General features: G+C 62.0%; 15 protein-coding genes, 1 tRNA gene and 1 pseudogene. 13 read left to right on the forward strand and 4 right to left on the reverse strand.

Annotated elements, in window-relative coordinates:
* The 3 genes from GIW48_RS00660 to GIW48_RS00670 all read left to right on the forward strand — a co-directional run bounded on the left by GIW48_RS00660 (nucleotide 1) and on the right by GIW48_RS00670 (nucleotide 1,022).
* Nucleotides 1-414 (forward strand): pilin, encoded by a 414-nt coding sequence (locus tag GIW48_RS00660; RefSeq protein WP_268934985.1) that lies wholly within the window; start codon nucleotides 1-3, stop codon nucleotides 412-414.
* A gap of 63 nt (nucleotides 415-477) precedes the next feature.
* Nucleotides 478-550: transfer RNA gene (locus GIW48_RS00665), tRNA-Thr, on the forward strand.
* 166 nt (nucleotides 551-716) lie between these two features.
* Nucleotides 717-1,022 (forward strand): DUF6388 family protein, encoded by a 306-nt coding sequence (locus tag GIW48_RS00670; RefSeq protein WP_017134512.1) that lies wholly within the window; start codon nucleotides 717-719, stop codon nucleotides 1,020-1,022.
* 54 nt (nucleotides 1,023-1,076) lie between these two features.
* On the opposite strand, the gene nadC is transcribed toward GIW48_RS00670, so the two are convergent.
* Nucleotides 1,077-1,925 carry a carboxylating nicotinate-nucleotide diphosphorylase gene (gene nadC / locus GIW48_RS00675; protein WP_026013482.1) on the reverse strand — a complete coding sequence of 283 codons (849 nt, stop codon included), beginning with the start codon at nucleotides 1,923-1,925 and terminating at the stop codon, nucleotides 1,077-1,079.
* Between the two features lie 244 nt (nucleotides 1,926-2,169).
* On the opposite strand from nadC, the gene GIW48_RS00680 reads away from it, so the two are divergent.
* From GIW48_RS00680 to GIW48_RS00700, 6 genes and pseudogenes are all read left to right on the forward strand, one after another.
* Nucleotides 2,170-4,326, forward strand: a complete 2,157-nt coding sequence (locus tag GIW48_RS00680) for a DUF1631 domain-containing protein (RefSeq protein WP_236472898.1) — start codon at nucleotides 2,170-2,172, stop codon at nucleotides 4,324-4,326.
* Between the two features lie 61 nt (nucleotides 4,327-4,387).
* Nucleotides 4,388-4,951, forward strand: a complete 564-nt coding sequence (gene ampD / locus GIW48_RS00685; protein WP_099550501.1) for a 1,6-anhydro-N-acetylmuramyl-L-alanine amidase AmpD — start codon at nucleotides 4,388-4,390, stop codon at nucleotides 4,949-4,951.
* Nucleotides 4,948-5,784, forward strand: coding sequence for a regulatory signaling modulator protein AmpE (gene ampE / locus GIW48_RS00690; protein ID WP_065911640.1), 837 nt, complete (start codon nucleotides 4,948-4,950; stop codon nucleotides 5,782-5,784). Before ampD ends, ampE begins: the two co-directional genes overlap by 4 nt.
* A 1,431-nt stretch (nucleotides 5,785-7,215) precedes the next feature.
* Nucleotides 7,216-7,419: pseudogene (locus tag GIW48_RS29800) on the forward strand (HAMP domain-containing protein); the annotation flags it as partial.
* A gap of 153 nt (nucleotides 7,420-7,572) precedes the next feature.
* Nucleotides 7,573-8,277: a methyl-accepting chemotaxis protein gene (locus GIW48_RS29805; protein ID WP_442963107.1), complete on the forward strand. Its 705-nt coding sequence runs from the start codon at nucleotides 7,573-7,575 to the stop codon at nucleotides 8,275-8,277.
* Between the two features lie 126 nt (nucleotides 8,278-8,403).
* Nucleotides 8,404-8,832, forward strand: coding sequence for a hypothetical protein (locus tag GIW48_RS00700; RefSeq protein ID WP_017138307.1), 429 nt, complete (start codon nucleotides 8,404-8,406; stop codon nucleotides 8,830-8,832).
* Here the strand turns inward: GIW48_RS00700 and GIW48_RS00705 are convergent.
* Nucleotides 8,779-9,555 carry a TatD family hydrolase gene (locus tag GIW48_RS00705; RefSeq protein WP_017138306.1) on the reverse strand — a complete coding sequence of 259 codons (777 nt, stop codon included), beginning with the start codon at nucleotides 9,553-9,555 and terminating at the stop codon, nucleotides 8,779-8,781. The two genes, GIW48_RS00700 and GIW48_RS00705, sit on opposite strands and share 54 nt — an antisense overlap.
* 2 nt (nucleotides 9,556-9,557) lie before the next feature.
* On the reverse strand, nucleotides 9,558-10,553 hold the full coding sequence (gene cra, locus GIW48_RS00710) for a catabolite repressor/activator (RefSeq protein ID WP_017138305.1): 996 nt from the start codon (nucleotides 10,551-10,553) through the stop codon (nucleotides 9,558-9,560).
* 294 nt (nucleotides 10,554-10,847) lie between these two features.
* On the opposite strand from cra, the gene ptsP reads away from it, so the two are divergent.
* From ptsP to GIW48_RS00730, 4 genes are all read left to right on the forward strand, one after another.
* Nucleotides 10,848-13,706, forward strand: a complete 2,859-nt coding sequence (ptsP, locus tag GIW48_RS00715) for a phosphoenolpyruvate--protein phosphotransferase (protein WP_236460297.1) — start codon at nucleotides 10,848-10,850, stop codon at nucleotides 13,704-13,706.
* Nucleotides 13,707-14,648 carry a 1-phosphofructokinase gene (gene pfkB / locus GIW48_RS00720; protein WP_236460299.1) on the forward strand — a complete coding sequence of 314 codons (942 nt, stop codon included), beginning with the start codon at nucleotides 13,707-13,709 and terminating at the stop codon, nucleotides 14,646-14,648.
* A gap of 11 nt (nucleotides 14,649-14,659) precedes the next feature.
* Complete coding sequence (locus GIW48_RS00725) at nucleotides 14,660-16,378, forward strand: PTS fructose-like transporter subunit IIB (RefSeq protein WP_236460301.1); 1,719 nt, start codon at nucleotides 14,660-14,662, stop codon at nucleotides 16,376-16,378.
* 191 nt (nucleotides 16,379-16,569) lie between these two features.
* Nucleotides 16,570-18,111 (forward strand): alkaline phosphatase D family protein, encoded by a 1,542-nt coding sequence (locus GIW48_RS00730; protein ID WP_099548346.1) that lies wholly within the window; start codon nucleotides 16,570-16,572, stop codon nucleotides 18,109-18,111.
* Nucleotides 18,112-18,242: 131 nt separating this feature from the next.
* On the opposite strand, the gene GIW48_RS00735 is transcribed toward GIW48_RS00730, so the two are convergent.
* Nucleotides 18,243-20,768 (reverse strand): PepSY domain-containing protein, encoded by a 2,526-nt coding sequence (locus GIW48_RS00735; RefSeq protein ID WP_236460303.1) that lies wholly within the window; start codon nucleotides 20,766-20,768, stop codon nucleotides 18,243-18,245.
* Nucleotides 20,769-20,845: the final 77 nt, after the last annotated feature.

Consider the following 20,845-nt stretch of genomic DNA (forward strand, 5'->3'; position numbering starts at 1 on the left):
ATGCGTCAGAAAGGCTTTACCTTGATCGAGTTGTTGATCGTCGTGGCAATCATCGGCATTTTGGCCACCATCGGTCTGCCCATGTACACCAAGCACCAGGCCAAGGCCAAGTTCACGGCGGGGCTGGCTGAAATTGCGGCGTTGAAGGCCGGTTTTGAAGACACCCTTAACCAGGGCACTGTGCCGACCTTGCCTTTGATTGGTGGCACCAGCCCGACTGCCAACTGCACGATCACCCTAACCGGCGATGTGGCCACGGGCGTCGGTTCCATTACCTGCGAAATCCTCGACGCGCCGGCGCCGGTACTGGGCAAGACCATCACCTTGACGCGCAGCGCCACCCAGGGTTGGGCCTGTGCCACCACGGTCGAGGCGCAGTACGCCGCCAAGGGTTGCGGCGCCGACGGGGCGTAATGCCTGCCGGCGGTCAGCGAGTTTGTTGCTGCCTGCCCAATGCGGTGCTAGCTTTAGCCCACCGCCCGTGTAGCTCAGTTGGTAGAGCAGCGCACTCGTAACGCGAAGGTCGCAGGTTCGACTCCTGTCTCGGGCACAAGGCAACACTGTTTCAACGGCGACACTGTTTCAAAGGCAACGTTTTCAGATGATCCCAGAATGGTTCTGAAGGCCAGACGAGGCGGCATTCGTGCCCACTCTTTTGTATCTGCGCAACCTTGATGACCCAGATGCATCCCCATTCCATGATCTAAGAGAACAACATGACCACACAAGAAATGACCCAGGAACAGCGGCACGAAGCAGCCCTCAAAAAATACGTCGCGGAATCCCCGGAACTGCTCGACGAGATCAAGGACCTGAGCGCCGATGATCAAAAGGACCAGATCCAGTGGGCCTTCGAGGATGAGGCCGAGGCCCAGGGCCTGCAGCCATGGGAACTGACCCTCAAGTACACCTCGACGCCGCAAGAGTTCGAAGCGGCGCGCCTGGCCTTGCACAAGGAGGCCGCCGAGGTACTGGGCGTTGACTGGAACGAGTATTGCGGGATGAATAATCTCGCGATCTGAGCGCGAAATTGAAGGAGCGAGCAACCTCGCTCCTTTTGCTCGGATGTTGCTTGCTCAGATGCTCAGTCGCATCGACAAATCCACCGCCTTCACATCCTTGGTCATCGCACCGATGGAAATGTAATCCACCCCGGTCTGCGCGATAGGCAGCAAGGTGGTTTCATTGATCCCGCCGCTGGCTTCCAGCTTGGCCTTGCCGGCATTCAGGCGCACGGCCTCACGCATGTCATCCAGGCTCAATTCGTCGAGCATGATGATATCGGCGCCCGCCGCCAGTGCTTCACGCAGCTCCTCCAGGCTTTCCACTTCGATTTCCACTGGCTTGCCCGGCGCGATCTTGTGGGCGGCGGTAATCGCCTCGGCAATTCCGCCACAGGCGGCGATATGGTTTTCCTTGATCAGGAACGCGTCATACAACCCGATGCGATGGTTGTGGCAACCGCCGCAAGTCACGGCGTACTTCTGCGCCAGGCGCAGGCCCGGCAGGGTTTTGCGGGTGTCCAGCAACTTGACCTGAGTGCTGGCGACAAAGTCCGCCAAGTACTGCGCGCGCGTGGCGACGCCTGACAACATCTGCAGAAAATTCAGCGCACACCTTTCGCCGCTCAGCAGTGAGCGTGCCGGGCCTTCAAGGTGGAACAGCACTTGATTGGGGCTCACACGCTCACCGTCGGCCACCTGCCAATGCACTGCAACCCGTGGGTCGAGCTGGCGGAACACCGCGTCCACCCAGGCGGTGCCGGCGATAACGGCTGCGTCGCGGGTAATGATGGTGGCCTTGGCCAGCCGTTCGGCCGGGATCAGTTGCGCAGTGATGTCGCCGCTGCCGATGTCTTCCAGCAGTGCGCGGCGCACGTTGGCTTCGATTTCGGCGGTGAGGTCGGCAAGACGGAGATTCGGCATAACAGGCTCCACAAACAAAGTGCCTCGATTATAGGGGCAGCGCGCCGCCGAACCCATACTCGCCACTCATTTACAGCGCATTGGCAGAGTTCACTGGCGCAACAGCCCCCATTTGCAAGATAATCTCGCGCCTTGCGATTGGCGTCATAGCTTTGACGTCCTTGGAGATAACCGGTGTTTGCAGCCCGATGGGGCCTGTAGCCGATTTTTCCCCAACTCATCACCGCCGTTTCAGGAGGCCAGGATGCACATTGACGGAAAGGTGGTGCCCATCAATCGGGCACAGGCCACGCCATCGCCGCTCGCGCGCCTGCCGGTGGTGTTGCTGCAGGTTCGCGACAAGGCTGCACAGCAGTTGCAGCAAGGTTTGCAGGAGCTGTTCGACAACGCTGACGACACCTTGTTTGAAATGGCCGACAAGGCCCGCAGCAACGTCGACCACCATATTTTCTTTGAAGCCATGCGTGACCTGCGCCTCAAGCGCAAGAATTTCGAGCGCGTGTTCATGGAGCAATTGTTCGCCGCATTTATCGACCTGGGCCAGGCCGAGCGCGGTGAGTTTCACCTGGTGCCGATGGTGTCCTATGAGGCGGCGCCGGGTACGTCCAGTGATGAGCTGGAAAAAGCCGTCGCGCTGGAGGCCATGCTCGGCCGGGTGCGCCATCGCGATGGCCTGGCGCTGGGGCAATTAACCGCGCGCCTGGGTGCGCTGCTCGGCAACCCCCTGGATGAGCGCGATAACCCGCTGGGCCCGGCACTGCTGTGCGAGTTCTTCCTGCGTGCGGGGCGCAGCCTGGGGGTGGAGATTCGCGTCAAGCTGATCATGCTCAAGCTGTTCGAAAAGTATGTGCTCAGTGACGCCGACCAACTGTACGCCGAGGCCAACCAACTGCTGGTTGCCACTGGCGTTTTGCCGCAGCTCAAGGCTGTGCCGTCACGCCGCCCAGGTGGGCGTGAAGCTCGCGAGCAGCAGCGCGAAGGCAGTGTGCAGGCCGTTGATCAGCCCATGGATGAAAACGGCCAGCAAGCCTTCGCCGCGTTGCAGAAGTTGCTCGCTGCCGTGCGTGGCAGCGTCGCGCCCACCCTGGAAGCCAGCGCCGAACCCCAGCCCATCGCCACCCGCGATTTGCTGCGCCTGCTCTCCCACCTGCAACAATACGTGCCGGAGCCAGAAGCCGAAGACGACTTCGACCTGCGTAACCAGCTTGAGCAGTTGCTGACTCGCGTGAGCGTCAAGAGCGGCAAGTCCCGTGTGGTGGAAGACGCCGATGAGGATGTGATCAACCTGGTCGCGCTGTTGTTCGAGTTCATCCTCACTGACCACTGCGTGCCTGACGTATTCAAGGCCTTGATCGCACGCTTGCAGATTCCGCTGTTGAAAGTGGCGGTGCTGGACAAGAGTTTTTTCAGCCGCGCCAGCCACCCGGCGCGACGTCTGCTCAATGAAATCGCCAGCGCCGCCATGACATGGAGCCCGCGCGATGATTATCAGCGTGACAGCCTGTACGTGCGCACTGAGCAGGTGGTGCAACGGCTGTTGAATGAGTTCGTTGAAGACCTGGCGATTTTCCCCCAGGTGCTGGCGCAGTTCAGTGCCTCTACTGCCGACGAGCGCCACCGCAGCGAATTGCTCGAACAGCACACCTGTGAGGCCGAAGAAGGCCGGGTGCGCAAAGACGCCGCGCGTCAGCGGGTGGCCGAGGTGCTCAATCGACGGTTGGTGGGCCGAGTGTTGCCGCAGTCCGTGGTGCAGTTTATCCAGCAGGCCTGGAGCCAGGTGCTGTTGCTGGCCAGCCTCAAGCAGGGCGAGCAGTCAGTGCAATGGCAGGCGGCCGTGCGCACCATGGACGAATTGATCTGGAGCGTCAGCCTGCAAAAAGACACCGAGGCCGGCCGGCACTTACTTGAGCAGCTGCCCGGCCTGCTCAAAGCCTTGCGTGATGGGTTGACCAGTGCTGCGTTCGACCCCTTCAGCACCCGCGAATTTTTTGTACGTTTGCAGGCCATGCACCTGCAGTCGTTCGAAGGCGAGCGCCTGGACACGCTGATCGAGGTGCGTGAGCCGTTTTCGCTCAGTAGCGAGGTGCCTGACGCCATCCCGAGTCTGCCCAGTGATGATCCGGAGTTGCTCAAGGTCCAGCAGTTGCACATTGGTCACTGGTTTGAGTTCCAGCAGGAGGACGGCAGCCGGCTGCGTTGCAAGCTGAAGGCCATCATGGCGCCGGCCAACCGCTATATTTTTGTCAGCCGCACCGGGCTCAAAGCCCTCGAGAAAAGTGCCGGCCAATTGGCCGTGGCCCTCAAGCAGGGCGCGCTGCGCAGCCTTGATGAGGGGCTGCTGTTCGACCGCGCGCTGACGTCGGTGATTGGCACGCTGCGCCAACTCAATCGCGGCAAGTGATCGCAACCGCAGGGCTGAACGCGGCATACTGGTAACACCTCGTCTCATTCAAGGAACCCGTATGCAGTTGGACCCCACCAGCGGTTGGTGCCAGGGCATCCGTCATTGCCCGTCGCCCAACTTCAACGAGCGCCCCGCCGGCGAGATCTCACTGTTGGTGGTGCATAACATCAGCCTGCCACCGGGGCAGTTTGCTACTGGCAAAGTGCAGGAGTTTTTCCAGAACCGCCTGGACGTCACGGAGCATCCCTACTTTGAAAGCATTGCCAGCCTACGGGTGTCTGCGCATTTTCTGATTGAACGCGACGGCTTGGTGACACAATTTGTGTCGTGCCTGGAGCGTGCCTGGCATGCCGGGGTGTCCAGTTTCGAGGGGCGTGAAGTGTGCAATGACTTTTCCCTCGGGATCGAACTGGAAGGCACGGACGAGCTACCGTTCACCGATGCGCAATATGTGTCGCTGATCGACCTGGCCCGGCAACTGTTGTCGGCCTACCCAGGCATTACCCAGCAGCGTATTTGTGGTCACAGTGATATCGCACCGGGACGCAAGACCGATCCAGGCCCGGCTTTTGATTGGACGCGCTTTCGCAGCGCCCTGCAGGATGGAGGACACGCACGATGAGTTTCCTGGTGTTGGTGCTGGCGGTGTGGATCGAGAAGTTCTCGGCCCTGCGTCGGCGGTTGCAACGTGACGGCGGATGGCTGCGCGAACTGGCCAAGCTGGAAACGAGCCCGCGCATGGGCAAGCAGCCTTGGCTGATCCTGGTACTGCTGGTGTTGTTGCCGGTGGCCTTGCTGGGGTTGTTGCTGTTGGTGTTGGAGCCCGTGGCTTATGGTCTGTTGGCGTTGCCGGTGCATTTGCTGGTGGTGATCTACAGCCTGGGGCGCGGCGACCTGCTTGGCGAGCTTGGGCCGTTTCGCGACGCCTGGCGGCGCGGTGACCTGCAAGCTGCCGAGCACGTTGCCGAGCGCGACCTGAAGGTGGCCGCCGACAGTGGCGAGCAACTGCTGGAGCGGGTTCAAGGCCATTTGCTGTGGCAGGCCTACCAAAGCTTTTTTGCGGTGATTTTCTGGTATTTCCTGCTTGGCCCGGTCGCGGCCCTGGCTTATCGCCTGTTGGCATTGGCCAGCGAGAACAGCCAGAACCCGCTGGTCGCCGAACGCGCCGGGCAATTGCGTCACGCATTTGATTGGCTGCCGGTGCGTCTGTTGGCGGCCAGCTTTGCCCTGGTGGGTAACTTTGTCGCGGTCAGCCGGGTGATGCTGCATGAGCTGTTGAGCTGGGACATCAGCGCTGCGCAACTGATGGAAAAAGTTGGCTTGGTGGCGGCTGAAATTCCACCACCGGTGGTGGGGGCCGATGGCATCAACAGCCTGGATCGTCTGTGGGAACTGCTGCTGCGGGCTGCGGTGCTGTGGTATGCCGGGTTCGCGATCTGGACGGTGTTGCCTTAGCTCCTCGCAACAGGATGGCTGCATGCGGTCAAAGTGTGGGAGCTGGCTTGCCTGCGATGGCCATAGGTATCTACACAACCGGTTAGGCTGTTGTGGCGAGCAGGCTTGCCCTGCGTTGGGCTGCGAAGCGGCCCCAAACCCAGACGCTGAGTTCTTTCAGGAAAATTGCAGTGCCTTTACTGGGGCTGCTTCGCAGCCCAACGCAGGGCAAGCCTGCTCGCCACAGGAGAAAGTGGCTGCCTTCAAAAGTTGTGTAGATACCTATGCTGCGATCGCATCAACTCGGTATGCCTGATACACCAAGGTGCCTGCATCCCCACATTGGGTCTGTGGTGAATTTCCAAGCCGTTAACCTTACGTTACAAAACTCCCTTTCAAATTGAGCTATACAGTCAGAGCGCCAAATAGTGGCTATCTGCCGCCGCCCTGCGCCTCAATAAAAATAAGAAAGGGAGCTCACCCGTGAAGCGCTTGCTCTATCCCGCTGTCGCCCTGATGAACCGCCTGAGTTTTGGCATGAAGTTCAGCCTGATCAGCGTGCTGTTCCTGCTGCCGATGCTGGCGACCAACTATTTTCTGGTGCGTGACTCCTGGTCGCAATTCCAGGGCACCCGCATTGAACTGCAAAGCCTCGATTTGCTCGGCAGCAGCCTGGCCCTGCGGCGCGATCTGGAGACCCTGAACAATCAGGTGCAGATCAACGCGGTGCTGGGGCAATCAGGTAAGGCCGGCGACCTCGAAGGCAAGATCAGTGCCCTTGAGCAGAACGTACTGAGCCGCCTGCAAAGCCTCAACGCCATGACCGTCGACCCTGAGCAAGCCAGCGCCTTCGAGGGCAAACGCGACGAGTTAATCGCCGCCTTCAAGGCTCAGCAGCAAGAAACCTCGCTGCTGAGCAAAAGCGCGCTGATCGGCAAATTACTCAACAAGGCGCAGATGTTGAGCCAGATCATCGCCAGCCAGTCCGGCTTGAGCCGCGACCCTCAGAGTGATTTGCGCCAGCTCAGTGAGCTGCTCACCAGCGTCACCGCGCAAGTCACCCAAACCCTCGGCGAGGGGCGGGCCATGGGCGCGTACTCCCTCGGCCAGGGCTTTCTCAATTCATCCTCCAGCACGCGCTTTGACGAACTGTTGCAACAGTTGGAAAAACTCCAGGCTGAATACGCCTTGAAGCTGCAGGATGCCCTGGGCGCCAGTACCGCCGCGCACACGGCGCTCGACAGCTTGGCCCAGGCCAGCAGTGCCAGCCTCAAACAAGGCAGCGAGTTGTTTGAAGAGCAGGTCGTCATGGCGCAAACCCTCGACGCGCCGTGGCAGGGGTTCTACGAAGATGTCAGCCGACTGATGGCCCAGACCTACCAGCTCAATGACACCACCCTGAGGTTCCTTGAGCAGCAACTGCAGCAGCGCCTGGCGCAAAACCGCACGCACATGGTGGTGCTGGTGTGTGCCCTGGTGGCGGTGTTCTTGCTGATCTTCTATTTGTATGCAGGCTTCTATGCCTCCACGCGCACCACCTTGCGCCGACTGGGCGCGATGATGGACAAGGTGGCGGCCGGCGACATGACCGTCACGTTTGTGGCCCACAGTCGCGATGAACTGGGCGACCTGGGCCAAGTGTTCAACGGCACTGTGGCCAAGATCCACGACTTGATCGAACGCGTGGGGCACACCGTTAGCCAGGTCGAGCTGCAAGCCGGCCAGGTGCAGGCCGTGTCTTCGCAAAGCAATCAGGCGGTGTCCGGCCAGCGCAGCCAGATTGAACAGGTGGCGACGGCGATGAACCAGATGTCTTCCACCGCCCAGGAAGTGGCACGCAGCGCGGCCGCGGCGGTCAATAGCGCCCAAAGCGTCAACCACGAAACCGTCACCGGCCGTGGCCTGGTGCAATCCCAGCAGGGCAGCATTGCGCGCCTGGCGTCGGAGATTGATGAATCGGTGCGGGTGATCAATCAACTGGCCGCCGACAGCCAGTCCATCAGCAGCGTGCTGGAAGTGATCAAAAGCATCGCCGAGCAAACCAACCTGCTGGCGCTCAATGCGGCGATCGAGGCGGCGCGCGCCGGTGAGCAGGGGCGTGGTTTTGCGGTGGTGGCCGATGAGGTGCGCACCCTGGCCCGGCGCACGCAGCATTCCACCGAAGAAATCGAACAGATGATCAGCCGTTTGCACAGCGGTGTAGGCGCAGCGGTGAAGGCCATGGGCACCAGCCATACCATGGCCGATGGTACCGTGGCTCAGTCGGAAAAGGTCCAGCAGGCCCTGGAAAATATCCTTGGCGCCGTGGGCATGATCGTCGATCAGAACCAGCAGATCGCCGCCGCCGTCGAGCAGCAAACCGCAGTCGCGCAGGATATCGACCAAAACATCGTCGAAATCAATCGAGCCGGCGAACATGCGGCCCAGGGCGCGCAGCAGACCGAGGCCGCCAGCCGGCAGCTGTCGTTGCAGGTCATTGAACTGAAGCACTTGATCGGGGCGTTTCGTGTGTAAGACCTGCGCGTAGGAATAGGCTTGATGGTTTGTGGTGCCTGTCCTTATTTTTCGGTGTGCCTGTTTTGATCATGTGATTGGGTGAGAATTTGTTTCACCCAATCCGGGTACTCGGGAGGCAACGCGATGACGGCGGTTATCGGCATCAAAGGGCACTGCGCCCATTGCGACATCACCTTCGAACTCAAGCCCTGGCAATTGAACGCCATTGCCATCCGTGAGCCGTTTGATTGCCCGTATTGTCAGCGGGTCCTGGAGTTGAACTGCCCCAGGCAACTGCGCCAGTTCAAATCCTTGGACCACTGGGCCATGGTGCACCCCAGCATGATGGTACTGACCAGCGCGGTGCTGATCGTGGCGATGGTGGCCGAGTGGCTCGGCCTGATCAGTATGGTCGGGCAGCTCAACGTTTCATTGATAGTGGTACTTATGCACTTTCTGACGCTGCGTTACGTGCGCCACCGGCAGCGACTGACCTTGGATTTGCAGGTGGTCAACGTGCTACCAGTTGAACAGCTCGCACGCGTTGCGTGTGCTCGTTTCGGCCAGCACTGAAGGGCTGATGCCCATGCGTTCGGCCAAGGCGTCGCAGATAGCCGGCAGGTGTTGCGGGCTGTTGCGCTGGCCGGGGTACATGGCCGGCGCCATGTCCGGCGAATCGGTTTCCAGCACCAGCGCCTCAAGCGGCAGCTGGGTCAGCACCTTGTGCATACGCAGCGCCTGGGGCCAAGTGGCCGCGCCGCCCAGGCCCAGTTTAAAGCCGAGTTTGATGTATTCGCGGGCCTCCTCAACGCTGCCGGCAAACGCATGAATGATGCCGCCGCGCGGCAGGCGGATGCGTTTGAGGGTGGCGATCACTGCCGCGTGGCTGCGGCGCACGTGCAGCAGGGCTGGAAGCTGGAAATCCACAGCCAGTTTCAGCTGCGCTTCAAACAGGCTTTGCTGACGTTCGCGGTCCAACTGTTCGAGGAAGTAATCCAGCCCGATCTCACCGACGGCGCACAGTTGCCGATGGCCCTGTAGACGGGTCAGCCAATCACCCAACTCGATCAGGTCGGCGGGGCGATGATCCTCCAGATACACCGGGTGCAGGCCGAAGGCGGCAAATAAACTTTCATCGTCCTGCACCAGATCCCACAGCCGTTGCCAGTTCTGCTGATACACACCCAGCACCACCATGCGCTGCACGCCGAGTTGGCGGCTGTGGGCGAGGACTGCCCGGCGATCCGTGTCGAAATCCGGGAAGTCCAGGTGGGTGTGGGTGTCGATCAGCTCCACGCTCAAGCCTCGTGAATGCGCTGCTTGAAGGTCCGGCCGATGGCATGCACGCCGGGCTCATACTGTTCTTCTTCGATGGCCGCCAGGGCCAGGCGCAGGGCGGTGTCGGCGATCAGTTGATGTTGCTGGGCCATGGCGTTGACCGGCAAGGGCAGGAAGTCGAGCAGTTGGGTGTCGCCGAACGTGCCCAGGCGCAACGGCCGGGACTTGAGCGGGAAGTCATGCAACGCGTCGAACACACCTTGCAGCAGCACGTAGGAAGTCGTCACCAGCGCGTCAGGCAAATGCCCCAGGCGTTGCAGGAGTTCTTCCATCAGTTGGCGGCCACAGTCACGGCTGAAGGCTTCACCCTGCTCGATCAGCACGTCGCCCTTGAAGTCTCTCAAGGCTTCACGGAAACCGGCAGCGCGTTCCTGGCTGATGCTCAGTTCGGGGTGTGCGCCGATCAGCGCGATCTGCTTGGGCAGCGGCTGCAACAGGCTGCTGGTGAGTTGCTGGCAGGCCTGGCGGTCGTCGCTGACCACCGAGCAGAACTGCCCGGGTTCCATCACCCGGTCGATGGCGATCACCGGCAGGCCCTTGGCTTGCAGCTCACGGTAGCTGTCATCGCTGGCCGGCAAACAACTGGCCACGAACAGTGCATCGCAGCGCCGCGCGCGGAACAGTTGCAGCAGTTGGCGTTCGCTGTCGGCTTCATCATCGGAGCTGGCGATCAGCAGTTGGTAGCCGCGCGCCCGCGCGCCTTGTTCCAACAGCTTGGCGATGCGTGCGTAGCTGGGGTTTTCCAGGTCGGGCAAGATAAAGCCCAAGGTGCGCGTGTGCCGACTGCGCAGCCCGGCGGCCTGAGGGTTGGGCGTAAAGCCATGGGCTTCGACCACAGCACGCACACGCTCGACGGTGGCGCTGCTGATGCGTTGCTGTTCGGCCTTGCCGTTGATGACATAGCTGGCGGTGGTAACGGACACACCGGCCAGACGTGCGATATCACTGAGTTTCAAACCGGGATTTCCTTGTTTTTTAGAGCTTGCCCCGACATTTTGTCCAATCGTAACCGATTCCTGCACACGACTATTGTCTGAGCTCAAGTGCCGAGTGGTCCTTCAAGCTTGCATAATTAGCGCATAATCTGCCATAAATTCTAGATTAAACGTTTCAGCAAGCGTATTTTTACGATGTTCGCCACTGAGTGACTACTGCCAATTGACCACTCAGTCAGTTATTTATGAACGCGCCTGCGCTGATTTATTCAAAACAATACCTAGTGCCCACAGTGCACTAACTAGGAGAACGGCATGCTTGAGCTCACTGTAGAGCAGATTTCCATGGGCCAGGTGGCTGTGGATAAATCTGCTGCCTTGCACCTGCTCGCGGACAAACTGGTGGCCGATGGCCTGGTCGCCGAGGGTTATCTGAGCGGCTTGCAAGCCCGTGAAGCCCAAGGCTCGACTTTTCTCGGCCAAGGTATTGCCATCCCCCACGGTACGCCGGAAACCCGTGACCAAGTGTTTTCCACGGGCGTACGCCTGCTGCAATTTCCCGAAGGGGTGGATTGGGGCGACGGCCAGATCGTCTACCTGGCGATCGGCATCGCGGCCAAATCCGATGAACACCTGCGCCTGCTGCAACTGCTCACCCGCGCCCTCGGAGAAACCGACCTGGGCCAGGCGCTGCGGCGTGCCGGCTCCGCCGAAGCCTTGCTGAAACTGCTGCAAGGCGCACCACAGGAACTGGCGCTGGACGCGCAGATGATCAGCCTGGGCGTATCGGCCGACGATTTTGAAGAGCTGGTCTGGCGTGGCGCACGCCTGTTGCGTCAGGCCGATTGTGTCAGTAATGGTTTCGCCGCCGTGTTGCAGCAAGTCGACGCGCTGCCGTTGGGCGATGGCCTGTGGTGGCTGCACAGCGAGCAGACGGTGAAGCGCCCAGGCCTTGCGTTTGTGACGCCGGACAAACCGATGCGTTACCTCGGCCAGCCCCTGAACGGCCTGTTCTGCCTGGCCAGCCTGGGTGAGGCGCATCAAACCTTGCTCGAACGCCTGTGCGCCTTGTTGATTGAAGGTCGCGGCCAGGAATTGGGCCGCGCTACCAGCAGCCGCGCGGTGCTTGAGGTGCTCGGCGGCGAATTGCCACCGGACTGGCCGAGCGTGCGCATCACCCTGGCCAATGCCCATGGTTTGCATGCACGGCCGGCGAAGATCCTCGCGCAATTGGCGAAAAGTTTTGACGGCGATATCCGCGTGCGCATCGTTGATGGCCCGGTGGGTGCCGTCTCGGTGAAAAGCCTGAGTAAGTTGCTGAGCCTCGGCGCCCGTCGCGGCCAGGTGCTGGAGTTTGTCGCTGAACCTGCGATTGCCGGTGATGCATTGCCCGCGCTGTTGGCAGCGGTGGAGCAAGGGCTCGGTGAGGAAGTCGAGCCGCTGCCGACCGTGAGTGCCCAACCTGCCATCCTTGATATTGAACCCGCGATCAGCGCGCCTGTGTCCGGCAGCCAGGTCCAGGCTATCGCCGCCGCGCCTGGCATTGCCATTGGCCCGGCGCATATCCAGACCCAACAGGTCTTCGATTACCCGCTGCGTGGCGAGTCTGCAGCCATTGAGCGCCAGCGCCTGCACGCCGCGCTCACCGAGGTGCGCGCTGATATCCAGGGTTTGATCGAGCGCAGCCAATCCAAGGCGATCCGCGAGATTTTCATTACCCACCAGGAAATGCTCGACGACCCGGAGCTGACCGACGAGGTCGACACGCGCCTCAAGCAGGGCGAAAGCGCCGAAGCTGCGTGGATGAGCGTGATCGAAGCCGCGGCCAAACAGCAAGAGTCGCTGCAGGATGCCTTGCTCGCTGAGCGCGCCGCCGACCTGCGTGATATTGGTCGCCGGGTGCTGGCGCAATTGTGCGGCCTTGAAACCGCCCAGGAGCCAAGCGAGCCTTACATTCTGGTGATGGACGAAGTCGGCCCCTCTGACGTTGCCCGCCTGGACCCAACCCGCGTCGCCGGCATCCTCACCGCCCGTGGCGGCGCCACGGCCCACAGTGCCATCGTTGCGCGTGCCTTGGGCATTCCTGCTTTGGTAGGCGCCGGCGCGGCGGTGTTGTTGCTGGCCGCTGGCACACAGCTATTGCTCGACGGCCAGCGCGGTCGATTGCATGTCGACCCCGACGCGGCCACGCTGCAACGCGCCACGGTCGAGCGCGACACCCGCGAACAGCGCCTGCAAGCGGCCTCGGCCCAGCGTCACGAACCGGCCATGACCCGCGATGGCCATGCCGTGGAAGTGTTCGCCAATATCGGTGAAAGCGCCGGCGTTGCGACGGCGGTGGAGCAGGGCGCCGAAGGCATCGGGCTGTTGCGCACCGAACTGATTTTTATGGCTCACCCGCAAGCACCGGATGAAGCCACCCAGGAAGCCGAATACCGCCGTGTGCTCGACGGCCTTGGCGGTCGCCCGCTGGTGGTGCGCACCCTGGATGTGGGCGGCGACAAACCGCTGCCGTATTGGCCGATTGCCGAGGAAGAAAACCCCTTCCTCGGTGTGCGCGGCATTCGCCTGACCTTGCAGCGCCCGCAGATCATGGAAGCGCAATTGCGTGCGCTGTTGCGCTCGGCGGACAACCGCCCGCTGCGCATCATGTTTCCCATGGTCGGCAGTGTTGATGAATGGCGAGCCGCCCGCGATATGACCGAGCGCCTGCGCCTGGAAATCCCGGTGGCCGACCTGCAACTGGGCATCATGATCGAAGTACCGTCTGCCGCTTTGCTCGCGCCGGTACTCGCCAAGGAAGTCGACTTTTTCAGCGTCGGCACCAACGACCTCACCCAGTACACCCTGGCCATCGACCGTGGCCACCCAACCCTGTCGGCCCAGGCCGATGGCCTGCACCCGGCCGTGTTGCAACTGATCGACATCACCGTGCGCGCCGCCCATGCCCATGGCAAATGGGTCGGCGTGTGTGGCGAACTGGCGGCGGACCCGCTGGCGGTGCCGGTGCTGGTGGGGCTGGGTGTGGATGAGTTGAGTGTGTCAGCCCGCAGCATTCCCGAAGTGAAGGCGCGGGTGCGTGAATTCAGTCTGAGCGAGGCCCAGGGCCTGGCGCAAAAAGCGCTTGCGGTGGGTTCGCCCGCGCAAGTGCGAGCCCTAGTGGAGGCCGTGTAAATGGCGAAGATTCTGACCCTGACGCTGAACCCGGCGTTGGACCTTACGGTACGCCTGGCACACCTGGAACCCGGTGCAGTCAACCGCAGCGAAACCCTGTTGACCCATGCTGCCGGCAAGGGTGTGAATGTCGCCCAGGTGCTGGCGGACCTCGGGCATGAGGTGAGCGTGGGCGGTTTTCTCGGCGCCTCAAACCCTGAGGCTTTCGAGGCATTGATCGCCAGCCGCGGGTTTGGCGACGCGTTCATCCGCGTGCCGGGCGAAACACGTAGCAACATCAAGATTGCCGAGCAGGATGGTCGGGTCACCGACATCAATGCGCCGGGGCCGCTGGTGAGTGAGCAGGCGCAAAAACAACTGCTCAAAATGGTCGCGATCATCGGCCCTGAATTCGATGCGGTGGTGGTCGCTGGCAGTTTGCCGCGTGGCGTCAGCGCACAGTGGTTTCAGGAACTGATACACGCGTTGAAAGACCTTGGTTTGAAAGTCGTCCTCGACACCAGCGGCGAAGCCTTGCGCGCGGGCATCAAGGCCGGCCCGTGGTTGATCAAACCCAACACCGAAGAACTCGCCGAAGCCCTCGATTGCGGCACCGACTCCATCGCACAGCAGGCCCAGGCCGCCGAGCGTTTGCATGCTCAAGGCGTGGAGCATGTGGTGGTCTCCCACGGCGCCGAGGGCGTGAACTGGTTCAGCCCAGGCACCGCGCTGCATGCCACGCCGCCCAAGGTCAGCGTCGCCAGCACGGTGGGTGCGGGCGATTCGTTGCTGGCCGGGATGCTGCACGGTCTGCTCAGGTTTGATCTGCCGGAAACCACCTTGCGCCGGGCCACGGCGATTGCCGCCATGGCGGTCACGCAGATCGGTTTTGGCATCAGCGATGACGCGCAGTTGGCGCGCCTCGAAAGCGGCGTCCATGTGCGCACGCTGACAGAACAATAAGAGGGTTTGTGATGAAGTTAGCCATTGTTACCGCCTGCCCGAACGGCATGGTCACCAGTGTGCTGTGCGCCCGCTTGTTGGACGCCGCCGCGCAGCGCCAGGGCTGGAGCACCAGCACCGAAGTCGTAGATGTGCAGCACCCTGAGCGGGCGTTGTCCCAAGCGACTATCGACGCGGCCGAGTGGGTGTTGCTGGTCAGCAGCACGCCGGTGGATATGCAGCGGTTTGTCGGCAAGCGTGTATTCCAGAGCACGCCGGCCCAGGCGCTGGCGGATGTCGACGCGGTGCTGCGCCGTGGTGCCGAAGAGGCCCAGGAATACGTCGCCAACCAAGCGCCGGTGGCGGCGAAGAATGCCCCGCGTATCGTCGCGATCACGGCCTGCCCGACCGGCGTGGCCCACACCTTCATGGCCGCCGAAGCCTTGCAGCAAACGGCCAAGCGCCTGGGCTATGACTTGCAGGTCGAGACCCAGGGGTCGGTGGGCGCACGCACGCCGTTGAGCGCGCAGGCCATCGCCGATGCCGATGTGGTGTTGCTGGCGGCGGATATCGAAGTCGCCACTGAGCGTTTCGCCGGCAAAAAGATTTACCGCTGCGGTACCGGCATCGCCCTCAAGCAGTCCGAGGCCACGCTCAACAAGGCGCTGGCCGAAGGCGCGGTAGAAAACGCCGCCAGCGGTGCGGTCGGCAAAAAAGAAAAAACCGGCGTGTACAAGCACCTGCTCACCGGCGTGTCGTTCATGTTGCCGATGGTGGTGGCGGGCGGGCTGTTGATCGCCTTGTCGTTTGTGTTCGGCATCCATGCTTTTGAAGAAAAAGGCACCTTGGCTGCCGCCCTCAAAACCGTCGGCGACCAGGCCTTTATGCTGATGGTGCCGTTGCTGGCGGGCTACATCGCTTATTCGATTGCCGACCGTCCGGGCCTGGCGCCGGGCATGATCGGCGGCTTGCTGGCGGGCACCTTGGGCGCCGGGTTTATCGGCGGCATCCTCGCCGGTTTCCTTGCCGGTTACTGCGTCAAGCTGATCACCCGCGCGGTGCAATTGCCGCAAAGCCTGGAGGCGCTCAAGCCGATCCTGATCATCCCGCTGCTGGCAAGCCTGTTCACGGGCCTTGCGATGATCTATCTGGTCGGCCCGCCGGTGGCGCGGTTGCTCACGGGGCTGACGGATTTTCTCAGCACCATGGGCACCACCAATGCGGTGCTGCTGGGCATTTTGTTGGGCGGCATGATGTGTGTGGATTTGGGCGGGCCGATCAACAAGGCGGCGTATGCGTTTTCTGTCGGCCTGCTGGCCGCGTCCAGTGGTGCACCGATGGCGGCGACCATGGCCGCTGGGATGGTGCCGCCAATCGGCATGGGCATCGCCACCTTGCTGGCGCGGCGCAAGTTCGCCCAGACCGAGCGCGAGGCGGGCAAGGCCGCAATGATCCTGGGCCTGTGCTTTATCTCTGAAGGCGCGATTCCATTTGCCGCCAAAGACCCGCTGCGGGTGATCCCGGCCAGCATCGCCGGTGGCGCGTTGACCGGCGCGCTGTCGATGTATTTCGGCTGCAAACTCGCCGCACCCCATGGTGGTTTGTTTGTGTTGGTGATTCCGAATGCAATGAACCATGCGCTCCTGTACTTGCTGGCGATTGTGGCGGGCAGCTTGGTGACCGGGTTGGTGTATGCGCTGATCAAGCGTCCCGAGGCGGCGGAGCTGTCGATCACTTCAGCCAAGGCCTGACACTGTTCAAAATGTGGGAGCTGGCTTGCCTGCGATTGCTTTCTGTCAGTCACCCTTTCAGTGACTGATTCACCGCTATCGCAGGCAAGCCAGCTCCCACCTTTGATCTCCAGTGTTCTTACGGTCGGTGTCACATCCGCTTCATGCTCCCGTGTTTAAGTTGCCCTTTTGATACTCAAGAGGGCACCTGCATGAGCCACTTCGATCTCGGCCGTCGCCGCGTGATGCAAGCCGTTGGCGCCGGTTTGTTGCTGCCGGGCCTGGCGCCGGCAGTGATCGCCTCGGTCAAGGACCGCCCCCAACTCACCGACGGCGTGCAGTCCGGCGACTTGCTGGGCGATCGGGCGATGATCTGGAGCCGCAGCGACCGCCCGGCGAAGATGGTGGTGGAGTGGGACACCCGCAGTGTGTTCAGCAACCCGCGCAAATTTATCTCGCCCCTGGCCGACAGCCGCACCGACTTTACCGCCCGCGTCGAACTCACCGGGCTGCCGGTCGATCAGGCGATTTTCTACCGTGTGCACTTTGAAGACGCCCAGACCGGCGTGGCCAGCGAGCCGTGGTTCGGCCACTTGCGCAGCGTGCCGCAGCAGCGTCGTGATATCCGTTTTGTGTGGAGCGGCGACACTGTCGGCCAGGGCTTCGGCATCAACCCGGACATAGGCGGCATGCGCATTTACGAAGCCATGCGCCTGCGCCTGCCGGACTTTTTTATCCACAGCGGTGACACCATCTACGCCGACGGCCCAGTGCCGGCCCAACTGACCGTTGAAGACGGGCGCATCTGGCGCAACATCACCACTGAAGCCAAGAGCAAAGTCGCCGAAACCCTCGACGAATATCGCGGCAATTATCGCTACAACCTGCTGGATGAAAACGTGCGCCGCTTCAATGCCGAAGTGCCGCAGATCTGGCAGTGGGACGACCACGAGGTGATCAACAACTGGTCGCCGAGCAAGGTGCTCGATGAGCGTTACCAGACCAAGGACATCAACACCTTGGTCGGCCGCGCACGCCAGGCCTGGCTGGAGTATTCACCGATGCGCCGCCAGAGCGCCGATGGCGGTGGGCGCATCTATCGCAAGCTCAGCTACGGGCCGTTGCTGGATGTGTTCGTGCTGGACATGCGCAGTTATCGCGGGCCTAACGACGACAATCTGGGCGGCGAAAAGCCCTTTATGGGCCGTGAGCAACTGGACTGGCTCAAGCGCGAACTCAAGGCCTCCCAGGCGCAGTGGAAAGTCGTGGCCGCCGACATGCCTATCGGCCTCGGCGTGCCTGACGGCGAAGTCAGCCCCGGCGTGCCACGTTGGGAAGCCATCGCCAACGGCGACCCAGGCCCGGCCCAAGGTCGTGAGTTGGAGATCGCCGAACTGTTAGGCTTTTTGCGCGCGCAGCAGGTGCGCAACCATGTGTGGCTGACGGCGGATGTGCATTACTGCGCGGCGCATCATTACCACCCGGACCGCGCGGCGTTTCAGGATTTCGAGCCGTTCTGGGAGTTTGTGGCCGGGCCGCTGAATGCGGGGAGCTTCGGGCCTAATCAACTGGACAAAACCTTTGGACCGGAGGTGGTGTTCCAGAAGGCTCCGCCTGCGCAGAACACTTCGCCGTTTGCCGGTTTTCAGTTTTTTGGTGAAGTGCAGATTGACGGGCAGACGGCGGAGTTGACCGTGATCTTGCGTGACTTGGATGGGGTCTCGGTGTTCGAGCAAAAGCTGCAGCCCGCCTGACCTGCAATGCACGTAAAACTGTGGGAGCTGGCTTGCCTGCGATGGCATCACCCTGGTGTCACTGATACACCGAGGTGCCTGCATCGCAGGCAAGCCAGCTCCCACAGTTGCTCCTCGGTGTTTATGAGGGCTTAGTACACATCCCGACGATAGCGGCCCTGCTCAATCAAACGCTCCACCGCTTCGCTGCCCAGCACCTCGTGCAGCACTTGATCCACACCCGTGGCCATGCCCTGCAAGCTGCCGCACACATAAATCGCGGCGCCTTCGGCCAGCCATCTACGCAATACGTCTGCCGATTCGCGCAGGCGGTCCTGTACGTAGATTTTCTCTGCCTGGTCGCGGGAAAACGCCAGGTCCAGCAGGGCCAGGTCACCGCTGGCCAGCCAGCCTTGCAGCTCGTCCTGGCACAGGTAGTCGTGGGCAATATTGCGTTCGCCGAACAACAGCCAGTTGCGCTGCTGGCCATCGGCGATGCGCGCTTTAAGCAAACTGCGCAGGCCGGCCAGGCCGGTGCCGTTGCCCAGCAGGATCAGCGGCACCGGCGCTTCGGGCAAGTGGAAGCCACTGTTGCGGCGCAGACGCAGGCTGACGCCGGAGCCGATGGCGGCGTATTCGGTCAGCCAGCCCGAGCCCAGGCCCAGGCTGCCGTCGGGGTGGCGCTCCTGGCGTACGATCAGCTCCAGCACGCCGTCGCTGGCAATCGAGGCGATGGAGTATTCGCGCATGCCCAAGGGCACCAGCGCGTTGACCAGCGCTTGTGCGTGCAGGCCCACCAGATGCGCGCGGTTGTCCGGCAGTTGGCGGGTGGCCAAAGCCTGGTTGAGGGTTTGCGCCAGGCCGTCGATCAACACACCATCGCTGCCGACCAGGCCCAGGCCTGCGAGGAAATGCTCGATGGCCCACGGGCAATTGCGCGGCAGCACTTCCACCAGGTCACCGGCCAGCCAGCTTTGCGGCGCAGGCGGCGTGAGGCCCAGCAGGTAGATGTCTGAGCCAACGCTGTCGCGGTTAAGCAGGGTGCGATGGATGAGGGTCCAGTTTTCAAACTGAGGCGCTTGCCAGGCCGCTGCCGGTGCTTGGCCGGTGATTTGGCCCAGTTGTTGTTGCCACATCAGCAGCGCTTCGCTGTCGCCGCTGTCGACTTCCACCGGCGCGAACAACGGCGTGCCGCCCTGGTGGGTCAGCCAGAAGTGCAGGCGCCGGGCAAAACCGCAGAAGTGTTCATACTGGCGATCACCGAGGGCCAGCACCGAGTAGTTCAAGCCTTTGAGCGACAGATCCTGGCCGAGCACGCTGCGCTCAAAACCCCGGGCGCTGTCCGGGGCTTCGCCGTCGCCGAAGGTGCTGACCACGAACAGCGCATGCTGCGATTGGCTCAGGTCGTGCTGGCTGACGCTGCCCAGCGGCTGCACTTTCACCGGCAAGCCGGCGGCCTGCAATTGCCCGGCGGTTTGCCAGGCCAACTGCTCGGCAAAACCGCTCTGGCTGGCAAAGCCGATCAGCCAGGCCGGTGCATCGCTGTGGTTGGCGCCGAGGCCTTTGCGGGCGTCGCGCACTTGGCGCTTTTTGCGGCGACGGTCCAGGTACAGCAGCCAGCCGGTGATAAAGAACAACGGCATCATCAGCGAACTGAGGGTGAGGAGGATGCGCCCGGTCCAACCGAAGTAGCTGCCGGTGTGCAACGCATAAATGCTGGTGAGCAATTGGGACTTGAGCGTCTTGCTGGCGTACGGGGCGTGGGTTTTGACCTCGCCGGAGGACGGGTCCAGGTTGATCTGGTTCAGCGCGCGGTCGTGGGGCGATGTGTTGAGCAGGTAATACACAATGGCTGGCTGCCCGGCGACGGCCGGCATGCGAATGTTGTAGGCGATCAAACCGGGGCCGGCGTTGGCGTAGATGCTGCTCCATATGGCGTCGTAGTTGGCCACCGGCGCCGGGCCTTCGGGCGGCGGGCCGCGTTTGCGCAGGCGCTCGTTTTGCGGCGCGTCGGACAGCAGTTTGTTCAGGCCCTGGCTGTACCAGTCGTAGGACCAATACAGGCCGGTGAGCGCCGAGAACAGATAGAACAACAGGCACCAGGTGCCGAACACCGAGTGCAGGTCCCAGTTGAAGCTGCGGCCTTTCTTGCGCCAGTCCAGCGTCAGCCAGGCGCGCCAGCTTGCCACTTGGCGCGGCCAGCGCAGGTACAGGCCCGAGAGGCAGAAGAACACCAGGATGAGGCTGCAGGCGCCGGTGATGTTACGCCCGGTTTCGCCCATGGCGAGGAAGCGGTGCAGCTGCAAGATAAAGCCGAGCACATCCTGGCCGACGGCGTCGCCCATGTAGTCGCCGGTGTAGGGGTCGAAGTAGCGCATCTGGCCACGCCGTTCGCCCGGCGGGGCGGTGAAGAACACACGCGCGGCGTTGCCGCTGTCGCTTTCCACCCACAGCATCGATACGGTCTTGCCTTCGGTGGCCTCAAGCTTGCGCACCAGTTCGGCAGGCGGCAGCACACCGGCTTCGCGTTTTTCGACCTTCAAGACTGTGGGGTTGAGCGCCCGCAGGATTTCATCCTGAAACGAGACCGCGGCCCCGGTCATCCCCATCAACGCCAGCACCAGCCCGGCAGTGATGCCGAAGAACCAGTGCAATTGGAACAGGGTTTTTTTCAACACGTCGGACCGCCTCGCTCATCTGGATGTCGTTGTCACGGCGCGCATTATGCCGTGGGTTAACGAGAAAAATTCTGTTT

Origin of the sequence: Pseudomonas sp. PA-6-3C, assembly GCF_021605825.1 — a bacterium.
GTDB lineage: Bacteria > Pseudomonadota > Gammaproteobacteria > Pseudomonadales > Pseudomonadaceae > Aquipseudomonas > Aquipseudomonas edaphica.